We start from the raw sequence: 15,070 nt of genomic DNA, 5'->3' as shown, positions 1-15,070 counted from the left end.
TAATTTGCAGCCCAAATGCTAATCTTGCATTAAATAAGCTATAAATATGCGTCTTGTAGTTCTATTGCTTTTTGTATTGAATCAGTCGGTAGTGGCACAGCCATTAATTGACATTGCATCATTGAACTATAGTTATCATCGTCCATTAAAATTCACCAACAATGAATCTTCAACACTTCAATACACCAATTTTTTCCTGACGCTTCCTATAAAAAACGGTAACAATATTTTTATCATTAATCCCTCTTTTGACAGGTTCGTTTTCAGATTGCGTCAGCAAGATAAACATTATATGAGTGGACAGCTTACACTGACATGGCAGCATGAGTGGAAAAACAAACGTTTTAAAACAGCCTTTATTTTTATTCCAAAATCTATTTCTGAAAGTAAATATTGGTTACAAAAAGACAGCTATCAGATAGGAGGAGCGGTTTTACAAACCTATCATCCTTCAGAACGAATTAGTTACAAACTTGGAATATATTATAATAGTGAATTTTTCGGTCCCTATTTTTTGCCACTTCTCGGAATAGATTATCGTATAACACCACGATGGAATTTATGGGGTATTCTTCCTGCTTCGCTCAACGGAGAGTATAAGGCCGTCATCAACAAATTACATTTTTTAATTTCGCTTAAAACCATAACACTTTCTTACCGAAAGGACGACAGCTATTACCTAAGAACCAATGACAACTTGCTTAGAATTGCAGCAGATTTTTATATTAAGAAGAACAATGTATTGTTTTTAGAAACCGGACATTCTGTTTTCAGAAAGTTTGTTCTGGGAACAAAGAATCGGAATATAGATTCACAAAGCGCTATGAGTATTCAAAATTCGTGGTTTGTGAGGTTAGGATATACTTATAGAGTGAGGCTTGATAAACTTTAGAGCAGTTTCAATGAGGTTAATGATTTTAATCACCGTACTTTCAGTGCGAAGTGTCATTTTTACTACCTTTGTATCATTATTTTTAAACAAAAAAAGTATGAAAAAATTTTTAGCGGCAGCATTGTTTTTTGCGCACACAATTACTTCGGCACAAGTTCTTACTGTAGCTGAGCAAACATCAACATTCTCTACCGGACAGCAGCCTGCAATTGTTACAACTTGCTTTAACAACAGCCTTAAAGATGTAACCAATAGCTGGACAACCTATATGAAATCTTTAAAGAGTAAAAAAGTAACAGCAGGTAAAGAAGAAACTTTTACCGACAATGTTTTGATAAAAGACTGGGGAAACAATCCTGTTGACATTTACGCTCGTTTTGAAGAAAACAAATCAGACAACAGTGTTAAAGTGATGGTTGCCTTTGATTTGGGAGGAGCTTATTTATCATCATCTGTTGATGCCACCAAGTATGGAGCAGCAGAGCAGATGGTAAAAAGTTTTGCAGTTGAAACTACAAAAGCACCAGTTCAGGCGCAACTAAAAGATGCAGAAAAATTGTTGGGTAAGATGGAGAGCGACAGAGGCTCTGTAGAAAAAGATATTAAAACTTTGCGCAGCGATATTGAAAAATATAAGGATAATATCAAAAAAGCAGAAGACGATGTTTACAAAAAGGAAAATGACCTGAACAAGAAGAAGAGTGAAATAGACAGTCAGCGTACTGCCATTCAGCTTCTCACAAGCAAGCTTGGCGAAATCAAATAAGTTTAATTTAAGTATGATTTAATGGATAGCACAAGGCAACAGAAAATTTCAAGAATGTTGCAAAAAGAAATCAGTAGTTTGTTTCAGCTCGAAGGCAGTTCGTTTTATGGAAATGCTTTTGTTACTGTTACCAATGTCAGAGTAACACCAGACCTTGGTATTGCCTATGTGCGTTTAAGTTTGTTCAAGCAAAAAGATGCCGAACAGATAGTAAGTAACCTGAATCATAAGATGCACGACATCAGAAGAAAGTTAGGCAACAGAATCCGAAATCAAATACGGCATATCCCGGAGCTCAAATTTTTTAATGATGAAAGCTTAGACTATGCAGAGCATATTGAACAGTTGTTTAAAGAAATTCATAAAAACGACCCAAAGGAAGACTGACACACTGAATGCAATACGATCCTATAAAACGCTCACTGGGTGAGGTGTTTAATAAATCACCATTTTTAAGAAAAACATTTTACCGTTTACTCGATTTACTTCTCTTGCGTGCCTGGCATATTCATAAAGAGCTAAGGCAGTGGGAAAAATTATATGGTGATAATGCAAATATTTTAGATGCAGGATCGGGTTTTGGACAATACACCTACTGGCTTGCTTCGCGAAATAAGAATTGGAAAATATATGCAGTAGATGTAAAAGAAGAACAAGTTAGTGATTGTAATGCATTTTTTCATAAAGCAGGATATAAGAACGTACAATTTGGTATAGAAGATTTAACAAAATACCAATCACCTTCAACTTACGATCTTGTTGTTTGTGTTGATGTAATGGAACACATTCTTGAAGATGAACAGGTGTTCAGAAATTATTCGGCATCGCTTAAAACCGGAGGCATGTTAGTCATTTCAACACCAAGCGATCAGGGCGGTAGTGATGTTCATGGTGATGACCAGCAATCTTTCATCGAAGAGCATGTTCGCGATGGCTATAATATTGACGATATAAAAGCAAAGCTGCTACGAAATGGTTTTAGCCGTGCCGAAGCAAAATATTCTTACGGTACTCCTGGAAAAATATCCTGGCGCTTATCCATGAAATATCCTATCTCTGCATTGGGATATACCAAAGCCTTTTTTGTTGTTTTACCATTCTATTATCTGTTGTTTTATCCAATTTGTTTTGTGTTAAACTATTTTGATGTAAACATGACACATCCTACGGGCACCGGCCTCATCGTAAAAGCCTGGAAATAATTTTTTTTGTTTAACATCTTTCTTTCGGCAGCAGGTTTTTATATTGTTATGTCTAAGCACGCTATTCTGATTCCCCTGACTTCTCCAAAACAACTAATGTATTTTGCATACGATACTTCTTTTTGTGCATTTATTACTTCGACCTTTGCTAATAATGGTTTTTTTAAGGAATTTTGTTTCAAAGTATAATAAAAAACGATTTTCAAATGAAGGGTATTTTCAAAACAATGATGACGGCATTGCTCATCATACAAGCAACCTATGTCCTCAACGCTCAGGATTCTAGAAATTTCTGGCGTGAGGTATCTTCTATTCCGGTTTCCGGTGAACGACTAACTGTACCTTCAAGCTACAGAGCACTTAATCTCGATTTAAATTTATTACAACAGTATTTAAATACCGCAAAACCGGAGCCTTCTCAAACATCAAATCTTACCAACGGATTGATGCTTGAAGTGCCAATGCCTGATGGCTCTTTTGAGCGTTTCAGCATTTTTCAATATAACATCATGCACCCTGATTTGGCTGCCAAATTTCCACAAATAAAGACATACACCGGTAAGGGCATTAACGATGTTACATCAACCATCAAATTGGATGTAACACAATTTGGATTTCATGCCATGATTCGTTCTTCAAAAGGCGATGTCTATATTGATCCTTATAATCAAAATACGGTAAATTATTACATGAGCTATGAGAGAAAAAATTTAGTCAGACAAAACTCTTTTGAATGCTCTCTAGCTGACGAAACAGCAATGGAAATACAAAATACAGTTAGTAATACAGTGCAGCGTACCAACGGTACACTGCTAAGAACCTACAGGCTTGCATTAGCGTGTACAGGTGAGTATGCAGCATTTTATGGAGGAACCGTATCGGGTGCAATGGCAGGAATGGCTACTACAATGAATCGTGTAAATGGTGTGTATGAATCAGAACTTTCAATTCGCATGATCATGGTTGCCAACAACAACCTGATTGTTTATACCAATTCGTCAACGGATCCATTTACCAACAACAATGGCTCAACAATGTTGAGCCAGAATCAAACTACTTGTGATAATGTAATTGGCAGTTCAAACTACGATATAGGTCACGTATTCAGCACAGGTGGTGGTGGTGTGGCTTATTTGGGCTGTGTATGTAGCAGTTCCAATAAAGCAAAAGGTGTAACCGGAAATAGCGCTCCTTCAGGAGATGGATTTGATATTGATTATGTAGCTCATGAAATGGGTCATCAGTTTGGAGGTGATCATACTTTTAACAGCACAACAGGAAGTTGCAATGGCAACCGATCTTCTACGGCAGCTTATGAACCCGGTAGTGGCATTACCATTCAGGCTTATGCCGGAATTTGCGGAAGCGATAATCTTGCACCACACAGTATAGCTTATTTTCATGGCTACAGCCTTGATCAGATGATAACTTTTTCAAATACAGGAGGAGGAAACTCCTGTCCGGTTACAACTTCTACAGGAAATACAGCGCCTGTAGTTACCAATATGGGTAATAACTGTTCAATTCCTATCAGCACACCATTTGTTTTGACAGGAGCTGCAACTGATGCAAATGGTGATGCACTAACTTATTCTTGGGAAGAACGCGATTTGGGTTCTGCGGGTGCATGGAATGTACAGTCAACTACGGCACCAATGTTTCGTCCTTTTCCACCTACCACAAGCCCATCACGCACCTTTCCGCAAATGTCTGATGTGGTAAATAACACAACAACAGTAGGAGAGTTGCTACCTAATCAGGCACGTACTTTAAAATTCAGACTAACTGCACGCGACAGCCGTACCGGTGGCGGTGGCATCATGCATCCTGACACTAACCTAATTGTGACAGTTGTTAACGCAGGTGGCGCTTTCGCAGTTACTGCGCCAAACACAGCTGTAACCTGGGCTGGCAATAGCACACAAACAGTAACCTGGAATGTTAGTGGAACAACAGGAAGTGGTATCAATACTGCTAACGTGAAAATTTCATTAAGTACTGATGGTGGTTATACCTACCCAACAGTTTTATTAGCCACTACTCCTAATGATGGAAGCCAGACCATTACAGTTCCTAATATTTCAACAACAACGGCAAGAGTAAAAGTTGAAGCGGTTGGAAATATTTTCTTCGACATCAGTAATACAAATTTTACAATTACAACTTCAACCGGGTTAACAACAATAACCACATCACCAGTTTCACCATTAAGTTTTTGTAAAGGTACATTGTTAAATGTTTCTTACACTGTTGATGCGGCAGCCAATGCCGGTAATATATTTACAGCACAACTTTCAAATTCCAGCGGTTCATTTGCCAGCCCTGTGAACATTGGTACGCTTACTTCTACCACTGCCGGAACAATTAATTGTCAGATACCTGTAGGTACTGCAGCAGGAGCAGGATACAGAATTCGTGTGATTAGTTCTAATCCTTCAGTAATTGGCAGCAACAACAATAGTAACTTAACAGTTAGTACAGACCCAACACCATCAATAAGCGGAGCAACATCATTTTGCGTAGGCAGTTCAACAACATTGAATGCCGGTTCAGGATATAGTGCCTATCTGTGGTCAAACGGAGCAACCACATCTTCAATCAATGTATCAACAGCAGGAACTTTTACAGTAACTGTAACCAATGCCAGTGGATGTACAGGAAGCACTAGTGCAACAACAACAGTTAATTCAAATCCTATACCATCTATCAGCGGAGCAACATCATTCTGCTTAGGCAGTTCAACAACATTGAATGCCGGTGCAGGATATAGTGCCTATCTGTGGTCAAACGGAGCAACCACATCTTCAATCAATGTATCAACAGCAGGAACTTTTACAGTAACTGTAACCAATGCCAGTGGATGTACAGGAAGCACTAGTGCAACAACAACAGTTAATTCAAATCCTATACCATCTATCAGCGGAGCAACATCATTCTGCTTAGGCAGTTCAACAACATTGAATGCCGGTGCAGGCTTTAGTGCCTATCTATGGTCAAACGGAGCAACAACGTCATCAATCAATGTATCAACAGCAGGAACTTTTACAGTAACTGTAACTAATGCCAGTGGATGTACAGGAAGCACAAGCGCAACAACATCAGTAAACCCACTACCTGTTGCAACAATTACACCATCAGGAAATATTACAACATGTAATTCATCACAATTATTAAATGCCGGAACAGGTATAGGGTTTAGCTTTCAATGGCGACTTAACAGCAACAATATTTTAGGCGCCACTGCCGATAATTATACAGCCACCGTATCCGGCAATTACGATGTTGTGGTTACTTTAGCAGGTTGCTCAGCAACTTCATCACAATCAATACTAACGCTTGGCACCGGATCACCACAAATTGCTGCTAATGGTTCTACAAACATTTGTGCCGGAAGCAATGTTCAACTATCTGCTCCTGCAGGGGCATCATCCTATCAGTGGTATAGAAATAATGTTGCCTTAGGAACTTCAGTCAATCAGAATTATTATGCAAGCAGTGCAGGACAGTATTATTGTAAAGTAACAGGTACTTGTTCAGGAAATTCAAATGTAATTGTGGTTAGTGTTATTAATAACCCAACACCATCCATTAGTTCGTCAACATCACTTTCGTTTTGTGTACCCGGCTATGTTACACTCACTGCCAATACTTTTGCAGGCGTAAATTATCAATGGCAGTTTAACAGTGTAGATATTCCCGGAGCCACTTTACAGACTTATAATGCAACACAAGCAGGTGGGTATAGAGTAATTGAAACTGCAAACGGTTGTGTTAAATCAAAAACAATTAGTGTTAAAAAGGCTACAGGTGTAACAGCTCAGATAAACACCAACGACCAGACAACTTTATGCTCACCTACCGGAACAGTAAATATGGCACTGGTGAACCCTATTCCGGGTTATTCTTATCAATGGCAAAAGAATGGTGTGGATATAAGCAATGCAACAGGTACAACTTATGCAGCAACTTCCAGCGGCAGTTACTCATGTAAGGTTTCAGCATCATGTGGTACAACAATTTCCAATGCAATACCGGTATCAATTGGTTCATTCAGTGCATCGGTGCTTCCTGCAGGAACAGTTACAATTTGTACAGGTGCTTCTGTAGTATTATCTGCAAGTACGGGCACAGGTTTCACCTATCAATGGAAAAATAATGGTGTTGATATTAACGGAGCAACATCACCGACTTTGACTGTAAACACTGCAGGCAGTTATTCAGTTTATATGACATCGCCTTGTGGTAATGCAACGTCCAATGTTGTGACGGTAAACAGCGCTACAGTTTCTGCTGTTATTTCTCCTTCAGGAACAGCTACAATCTGTGCCGGACAAGTTTTCCACTTATCGGTTACTTCAAATCCTATATACACTTATCAGTGGTATAGAAATAATGTTGCCATAAATGGTGCTGTAAATCCATCTTGTAATGTTACATCAGCAGGTACTTATTATGCTATAGTTTCTTTAAATGGTATTTGTCCAGTTACAACAGCTAATTTGGTCTTGACGGTAATTAATAACCCAACACCTGCAATTACAGCATCGGGTCCAACAACAATTTGTAATGGTCAGAATGTTGTTTTAAGTACTAACTCTTGGCCGGGTGTAGTTTATCAGTGGACTAAAAACAGCGTTGATATTACCGGTGAAACAGGTGCTTCTTATACTGCAAATACAGCAGGAGGATACAGAGTTCGCCAAACCGGTAATGGTTGCTCCAAACTGTCTCCATTAGTACAGGTTAAAGTTAATCCTTGTCGCACAGCCGGAGAGAGTAATGTATTTGAAACAGAATCTACTCTATCTGTTTTTCCAAATCCTGTTTTCCAAGAGGCAACAATAATAATAAGTAGCGACCTTACAGTTGATAATGGCAGTATATTAATTTATGATGTGCTGGGGAACTGTGTACTAAAAGAAGAACACCTGCAATCAAATGCTTTAGAATTCAGAAATGAAAATTTGAAACCGGGAATATATTTTGTTTATTTCACCAATGGTGACGGATATAAAATGACATCAAAGTTTATTGTTCAATAAACAAATAAACAGTTGCTACCATCAATCCTATTTGAAGACTATTACCTTGCCGTGCTGCATAAGCCGGCAGGGTTAATGGTCGAAGATGATAACTATGGAAATCCTTCGCTGCAAAGCTGGTTTCTGAATCATCTTCAAACAAAATTCCCAACCAACAAAAACTACTACATCAGCTTTCCGCATCGTATTGACCGTGTGACAGAAGGGTTGATTATTATAGCAAAAACAAAATCTGCTTTGCAAAATCTCAACCAACAGTTTAACAGTAGGAGTATCACAAAGGTTTATCACGTGCTAGCAGAACATGCTTTACCTACTGCAGAAGGCACACTTACAGACTATCATCAGAAACACACAAAACTTAAAAAAGCAATTCTTTCAAATAGAAAGAAGGAAGGCTTTGTCAGAGCAGAGTTAAAGTATAAAGAAGTATGTAACACAAGGTCAAATGCGGTTCTCTATAAAGTTGAATTAATTACCGGTCGCTACCATCAGATACGTGTACAATTTTCTTCAAGAAATGCAACTGTTGTTGGCGATTCATTTTATGGTGCAACAACTGAATATCAGCAAGGAGCCATTGCTTTGATAGCAACTGAAATACTTTTTTCCCATCCCAAAACAAATCAAGCCATGCATTATAAGATACCATTGCCGAAAAATTCAAAATGGCAATGTCGTTAGCGTAACTTCCAATAAAAGATTCAAATTAAAAAAGCATATAAAAACATTAGCTTTGCACAAATGTTTACTTTGTCATAAGAAACAAGTAAATTGTATTCGTAATTTTTACTTTTTCGTGTTTTGTTTCTTTTCCATTGAATCGTAATTTTAAAGACATATCAAACCTGCTGAGTAAGTTAACTTTCAGACGACTGTTTAACTTCAGTAAAATTCTTGGTAGCTATTATTTGTCGCGCATAACCGGGAAGGCAAGTGTCAGCGGAATGCCGGTGAGTATTTCAATGGAGCCTACAACTTCTTGTAATCTTCGTTGCCCTGAATGTCCGAGTGGACTGCGCGCATTCAGCAGACCAACAGGTATGTTGCAGCCCGACTTTTTTGAAAAAGTTGTTGATGAACTGGCACCTGACTTATTGTACCTCATCTTATATTTTCAAGGAGAACCTTTTCTCAACAAGAATCTATTTGAGATGATACGTTATGCATCACAGAAAAAAATATATACTGCAACATCTACCAATGCACATTATCTGGATGATGACAATGCACGCAAAACCATTGAGTCGGGTCTTGACAGACTAATTATTTCAATTGATGGAACCACTCAGGAAACCTATCAGCAATATCGTATAGGCGGATCTTTAGAGAAAGTAATTAAAGGTGCCCAAAACATGGTGAAATGGAAACGACAGCTTAAATCCAAAACACCACATCTCATTTTTCAGTTTTTGGTTGTAAAGCCTAACGAACATCAGATAAAAGAGGTACAGCAATTAGCCAAATCCATCGGTATTGACGAAGTGGTTTATAAAACAGCCCAACTCTATGATTATGTTCATGGCAATGAATTGATGCCAAACGATCTTACACATTCACGTTATAAGAAAAATAAAGACGGTACCTACAGTATTCGCAATCCGTTATTAAATCATTGCTGGCGGATGTGGCATTCATGTGTCATCACCTGGGATGGAAATGTGGTTCCCTGCTGTTTTGATAAAGATGCAAGTCACCGCCTTGGGCAGGTTGCAACTTTGGGGTTTAGAAAAGTGTGGCAAAGTGAACCTTATAACCGTTTTAGAAAGTTGGTCCTCAAATCGCGAAGTAATATTGACATTTGTACCAATTGTACCGAAGGTACTAAGGTTTGGACCTGAAAGGTTTCTAATACTTACATAAACAGTTAATTTTCAGTATTTAGATTTTTTGAAAAAGTGATTTTTTCTTTTCAAAAATATGCTATTTTTGCGCCCTCGTTTGTCCGATGGTGTAAAGGTAACACTGCAGATTTTGGTTCTGCCTTTCTAGGTTCGAATCCTAGTCGGACAACATTACAAAAGGTTGCTTCATCATAACGGCAACCTTTTTTTATTTCTTTTGTATGATGAATACCACCTCCATTACACGTATTTTCGTTGTAGAAGATGACGACTGGTACAGAGAGTTTCTGCACTATGTGTTGTCCTTGAACCCCGATCATGCTGTAACGGTTTTCAGCACAGGTAAAGAAGTACTGAAGAACCTTCATCTGCACCCCGACATCATTACCATTGATTATCATCTTCCCGACACTGATGGAAGTACTTTGCTCGGACTCATTAAAGAACAATGCCCTGATGCCGATACGCTCATCATCTCCGAACAACACAACATTGACACTGCTATAGAATTGTTAAAATCAGGAGCAGTTGACTATTTTGTTAAATCGAAAGATATACGAGAGAAACTGCTCAATACGGTAGAGCTGATAAAAGAGCGACAGGGGTTGAAACAAAAAATTTCACGCCTTGAAAAAGAGGTGGAGAAAAAATATAATTTTCAGGATAGGTTGATTGGCAGTAGCAGCAATTTTCAAGCATTGTTTCCGCTTATCGAAAAGGCAGCGGCCACCAACATCACAGTAACCATATCGGGTGAAACGGGTACAGGGAAAGAAGAAATTGCAAAGGCTATTCATTACAATTCGTCAAGGGAAAAGTCGGGATTTGTTGCCATAAACATGGCAGCTATTCCTATTGAACTTGCCGAAAGTGAATTGTTTGGTCATGAAAAGGGTGCGTTTACAGGTGCACTTCAAAGCCGAATTGGAAAATTTGAAGAGGCCGATGGTGGCACCTTATTTTTAGACGAAATTGCAGAAATGGAGCTATCCCTGCAGGCAAAACTCCTTCGTGTGTTGCAGGAAAAAGAAGTGGTGCGTGTAGGAAGTAACAAGCCTTTAAAAATTAATACACGCATAATTGCTGCTACCCACCGTAACCTGCTTGACGAGGTAAAAAAGAACAGATTCAGAGAAGATTTGTATTACAGACTTTATGGACTTCAGATAAACCTGCCACCTCTTCGTGAGAGAGAAAAGGACATTATTCTACTTGCTAAATATTTTATCACTCAGTTTTGTAAAGACAATCAACTGCCTGTAAAAAAAATGTCTGCTAAAGCTCAGAATAAACTTCTGGCTTATCATTTTCCTGGCAATGTCAGAGAGTTGAAATCAATTATTGAACTGGCAGTTGTGATGAGTAACAATGATATGATTGAATCCGATGATATCTTGTTTTCACAGAGTAATTTTGAGACAGAACTTCTGTCGCAAAACCTCACAATGGAGCAGTTTGAGAAGAAAATCATCCTACATGTATTGTCTCAATGCAATGGTAATGTTATTCAAGCTGCCGAAAAATTAAACATCGGTAAAAGCACTATTTACAGACTGTTAAATAAAGAAAAAAGCAATTCTGAAGATTAAGTATGCTTTGGAAATTGAGTTTGAACAGAGCCATCTCTTCATTACCTTTGCCGCTCCAAATAATGACGATTAATAACGTATGAAAATAATTATTCCAATGGCTGGCATGGGCAAACGCATGCGCCCTCACACTTTAACAGTACCTAAACCGCTTATTCCTGTTGCCGGAAAACCTATTGTTCAACATCTTATGGAAGACATTATTTCCGTTTGCCCCGAAAAGGTTGATGAAATTGCATTCGTTGTAGGTCGTTTTGGTAGTCAGGTAGAAAAAACGCTGACAGATATTGCCGCATCATTAGGTGCTAAGGGAACAATACACTATCAGGACGAACCCTTAGGAACTGCCCATGCTATTTTATGTGCGCATTCTTCACTGAAAGGAAAAGTTGTTGTTGCCTTTGCCGATACTCTTTTTAAAAGTAATGCCAAAATTGATTCTGAGAAAGATGGTGCCATCTGGGTCAAACAGATAGAAGACCCACGTCAGTTTGGTGTTGTTAAAGTTAATTCCGAAAATATCATAACAGACTTTGTTGAGAAACCTGCACAGTTTGTCTCTGATTTGGCAATCATAGGTATTTACTATTTTAAAGATGGCGAAAATCTGAAGAATGAACTTCAATATTTGATAGATAATAATATTAAAGATAAAGGAGAGTTTCAGTTAACCAATGCCATGGAGAACATGAAAAACAAAGGACTAAAATTGGTTTCCGGTAAAGTAGAGGAGTGGCTCGACTGTGGTAATAAAGATGCTACAACCTATACCAACGGACGTATGCTCAATATAAAATACCCGGAAAATTATATCTCACCTTCAGCAAAAATCACAAATAGTGTAATCAATAAACCGTGTTTTATTGCAGATAATGCAGAAATTATTGGAAGCATAGTTGGCCCCGGAGTGAGTGTGGGCGCAAAATCAAAAATTGAGAACAGTGTTATTTCACAATGTATTATTCAAACCAACAGCAATATCAGCGATGCCATTATCAGTAATTCAATGATAGGAAACTATTGTGTTTATAAAGGTAAGTCCGATGATTTGAGCATGGGTGATTATTCAACACGGGCATAAATAATAAGTTAAGATGAATAGGTTTTTATCAGTACATAAAGTTTTGGTTTTTTTGTTGATAGGTGTATTGGCCACATCTTGTAAAACAAGTCAACAAACAGCTTCCGCAGGCAAGGACACCAATCTCTCAGAAGAGAATAAAACAAAACTTATGTACTTCTTTGTGAATGCCAATAAAGAAAAAATATTGGGTAATGAAGGACGTGCACTTGAACTTTTTGCAGAGTGTTTAAAAATTGATCCGCGAAACGATGCTTCGCTTTATGAAATGGCGCAGCTATATGCTAATCGTAAAAAATATGCTGAAGCATTAAACTTTGCAAAAAGTGCATCAAGCATTAATCCAAAGAATGAATGGTATAAACAATTGCTGGCAGAAATTTATCAAAGAACAAATCAGTGGAACGAAGCTGCCTTAATTTATCAGAACCTTACGCTTGAATTTCCACAACGAATAGATTTTTATTATCAGTGGGCTTATGCATTGGTAAATGCATCTAAGTTGAATGATGCCTTAAAAGCCTTTGATAAAATCGAATCTATTGTTGGCCCTGATAAAGAAATTACTTTGCGTAAAGAGCAAATTTATCTGAAGCAAAATAAAGTTGACAAAGCCGCTGAAGTACTTGAAAATTATATTGTCAACAATCCGGAGAGTATGGATATATACTCGCTCCTATATGAACTCTATTCAGTAAACAACATGCCCGACAAAGCATTGTCTGTAATTGATAGAATGAAGGCTGTTAATCCGAATGAACCACGCATTTATCTCAATCTCGCTGATTATTATCGCAACAAAGGTGATAAAGAGAAATCATTTGAAAATTTGCAAAAAGCATTTACCAACCGCGACTTAGATACAGATATAAAAGTTAAAATAATCTCCTCTTACATTCCATTGCTGCAACGCGATTCTTCAATGATGTTACAGTGTATGGAGCTGTGTAAAACCCTTGCAGAAACTCATCCTGATGAGGCTCGTGCACAGGCTATTTATGGTGATTTGTTAACCATGAATAAAGATTATAAACAGGCTGTTTCATTTTACAGAAAAGCATTAGACCTGGAAAAAGATAATCTGAATGTTTGGCAACAATATGTTATTAATCTTTCTGAGCTTAAAGATTTTCGTGCCATGGATACGGCAAGTGCCGAAGCAATTGGATTGTTTCCTAATGAATCTTCACTTTATCTTCTCAATGGTATAGCAAAAAGTCAGCTTAACTTGCCTGCCGAAGCAGTTACTGTTTTAAACCAAGGTGTTAAATTGGTAGTTGACAACGACCAGCAATTGATACAATTTTATTCCAACCTGGGTGATTGTTATAACAAGACAAAAGAATATTCAGCCTCTGACAGTTCGTTCGATAAGGCTCTTGAAATTGATCCCAATGAACCTTTTGTGCTGAATAATTATGCCTACTATCTTTCCGTTAGAAAAGAAAAGTTAGATCAGGCAGAAAAGATGTCAAAACATAGTAATGAACTTCAACCCAACCAATCTTCATTTTTAGACACCTATGGATGGATATTGTTTCAGGAAGGCAAGTATGATGAAGCAAAAAAGTGGATTGAAAAAGCCATGGAAAATGGTGGTGAAAACAGCGGTACAATTCTGGAACATTATGGTGATATTTTGTTTAAGCTGAATCAATCCGAAAAAGCATTTGAATACTGGAAAAAGGCAAAGCAATCAGGAGATGCATCGGGACTGTTAGACCAGAAAATCAGGGATAAGAAGTTGTATGAGTAAATTTCTTCAGATTACTTTATGTGTTTTGATGCCAATGTTGGTGTTTAATGCCTGTAAGGTTACCAAGAAGTCAGAAAAGCCGATTGTAATTAAGCCAATAACAAAACTTGAAGAGCAAGCAGCAGAAACCTTATTGAAAAATATTGTTGACAGTGCTTTTTATGGTAAATGGATTAGCGGTAAAGCAACAGTCAATACAAATATAGAAGGTGATAAAAATAACTTTAATGTTTCATTGCGTATATGCCGCGACAGTGCTATCTGGATTTCTGTTTCACCACTACTCGGTATAGAAGCCGTACGCATATTGCTGACACAGGATACGGTTCGTTTTCTCGACAGAATCAATAAAGAGTATAAAGTTTCCGGCTACAAAGAAATTAACGATTTGCTTTTTGCAGGCAACCTCGACTTTGATATTGTTCAGGGTATTCTGACAGGAAATCTTTTTGTTTATAAAAGAAATAAGTTTCACTCGGTTTATCTTGAAGATCAGTATTACATCCTCAGTACACTCAGTAAGCGTAAACTAAAACGGTCACTTGAAGAGAAAGACCCGAGCAAACCCGTCATTCAGGATTTTTATGTTGACGGAAGTAACTATAGGATTATGAAATTAGCTATTGAAGACAGCAGAATTCAAAAATCACTGATAACAAAATATTCCGGTTATTCAGACACCTCTGCAGGGTTTTTTCCTTATCATTCTGTAACGAATATTAAAGCAGAAAAAAATATTCTTGTTGACATAGAATATACAAAGGTATCCGTTGAAGACACGTTGGAGTTTCCATTCAACATACCCAAAAGCTTTAAGAAAGCACGCTGATTGTCGTGCATAAATGTGTCAATAATTAATTTGTTTCATCAGAACTAAAGGAAGCACTAAACCTAATTT

The 15,070-nt window shown here is 37.7% G+C and carries 11 protein-coding genes; all 11 read left to right on the top strand.

Annotation, left to right across the window (positions count from 1 at the left end):
• Positions 1-46: 46 nt before the first annotated feature.
• The 11 genes from V9G42_01845 to V9G42_01795 all read left to right on the top strand — a co-directional run bounded on the left by V9G42_01845 (position 47) and on the right by V9G42_01795 (position 15,001).
• Positions 47-892 (top strand): DUF6268 family outer membrane beta-barrel protein, encoded by an 846-nt coding sequence (locus V9G42_01845; protein ID MEI2758156.1) that lies wholly within the window; start codon positions 47-49, stop codon positions 890-892.
• 97 nt (positions 893-989) lie between these two features.
• Positions 990-1,658, top strand: a complete 669-nt coding sequence (locus V9G42_01840) for a hypothetical protein (GenBank protein MEI2758155.1) — start codon at positions 990-992, stop codon at positions 1,656-1,658.
• 21 nt (positions 1,659-1,679) lie between these two features.
• Positions 1,680-2,045, top strand: coding sequence for a 30S ribosome-binding factor RbfA (gene rbfA / locus V9G42_01835; protein MEI2758154.1), 366 nt, complete (start codon positions 1,680-1,682; stop codon positions 2,043-2,045).
• An 8-nt stretch (positions 2,046-2,053) separates the two neighbouring features.
• Complete coding sequence (locus V9G42_01830; protein MEI2758153.1) at positions 2,054-2,860, top strand: class I SAM-dependent methyltransferase; 807 nt, start codon at positions 2,054-2,056, stop codon at positions 2,858-2,860.
• 206 nt (positions 2,861-3,066) lie between these two features.
• Positions 3,067-7,902, top strand: coding sequence for a reprolysin-like metallopeptidase (locus tag V9G42_01825; protein ID MEI2758152.1), 4,836 nt, complete (start codon positions 3,067-3,069; stop codon positions 7,900-7,902).
• Between the two features lie 12 nt (positions 7,903-7,914).
• Positions 7,915-8,586, top strand: a complete 672-nt coding sequence (locus tag V9G42_01820; protein ID MEI2758151.1) for an RluA family pseudouridine synthase — start codon at positions 7,915-7,917, stop codon at positions 8,584-8,586.
• A 134-nt stretch (positions 8,587-8,720) separates the two neighbouring features.
• Entirely contained in the window at positions 8,721-9,743 is a 1,023-nt protein-coding gene (locus V9G42_01815) for a radical SAM/SPASM domain-containing protein (protein MEI2758150.1), read from the top strand.
• 224 nt (positions 9,744-9,967) lie between these two features.
• Positions 9,968-11,335: a sigma-54 dependent transcriptional regulator gene (locus V9G42_01810; protein ID MEI2758149.1), complete on the top strand. Its 1,368-nt coding sequence runs from the start codon at positions 9,968-9,970 to the stop codon at positions 11,333-11,335.
• Positions 11,336-11,414: 79 nt separating this feature from the next.
• A complete protein-coding gene (locus V9G42_01805) occupies positions 11,415-12,416 on the top strand; it encodes a sugar phosphate nucleotidyltransferase (protein ID MEI2758148.1) in 1,002 nt (333 codons plus the stop codon).
• Positions 12,417-12,429: 13 nt separating this feature from the next.
• Complete coding sequence (locus V9G42_01800; GenBank protein ID MEI2758147.1) at positions 12,430-14,172, top strand: tetratricopeptide repeat protein; 1,743 nt, start codon at positions 12,430-12,432, stop codon at positions 14,170-14,172.
• Positions 14,165-15,001, top strand: coding sequence for a DUF4292 domain-containing protein (locus tag V9G42_01795; GenBank protein MEI2758146.1), 837 nt, complete (start codon positions 14,165-14,167; stop codon positions 14,999-15,001). The genes V9G42_01800 and V9G42_01795 overlap by 8 nt, the downstream gene beginning before the upstream one ends.
• Positions 15,002-15,070: the final 69 nt, after the last annotated feature.

Source organism: Bacteroidia bacterium (assembly GCA_037045145.1).
In the GTDB taxonomy this organism is placed as follows: Bacteria; Bacteroidota; Bacteroidia; order AKYH767-A; family OLB10; genus OLB10.
The sequence above is the reverse complement of the archived record's forward strand: the minus strand, read 5'-3'. Positions and strand labels throughout refer to the sequence as shown.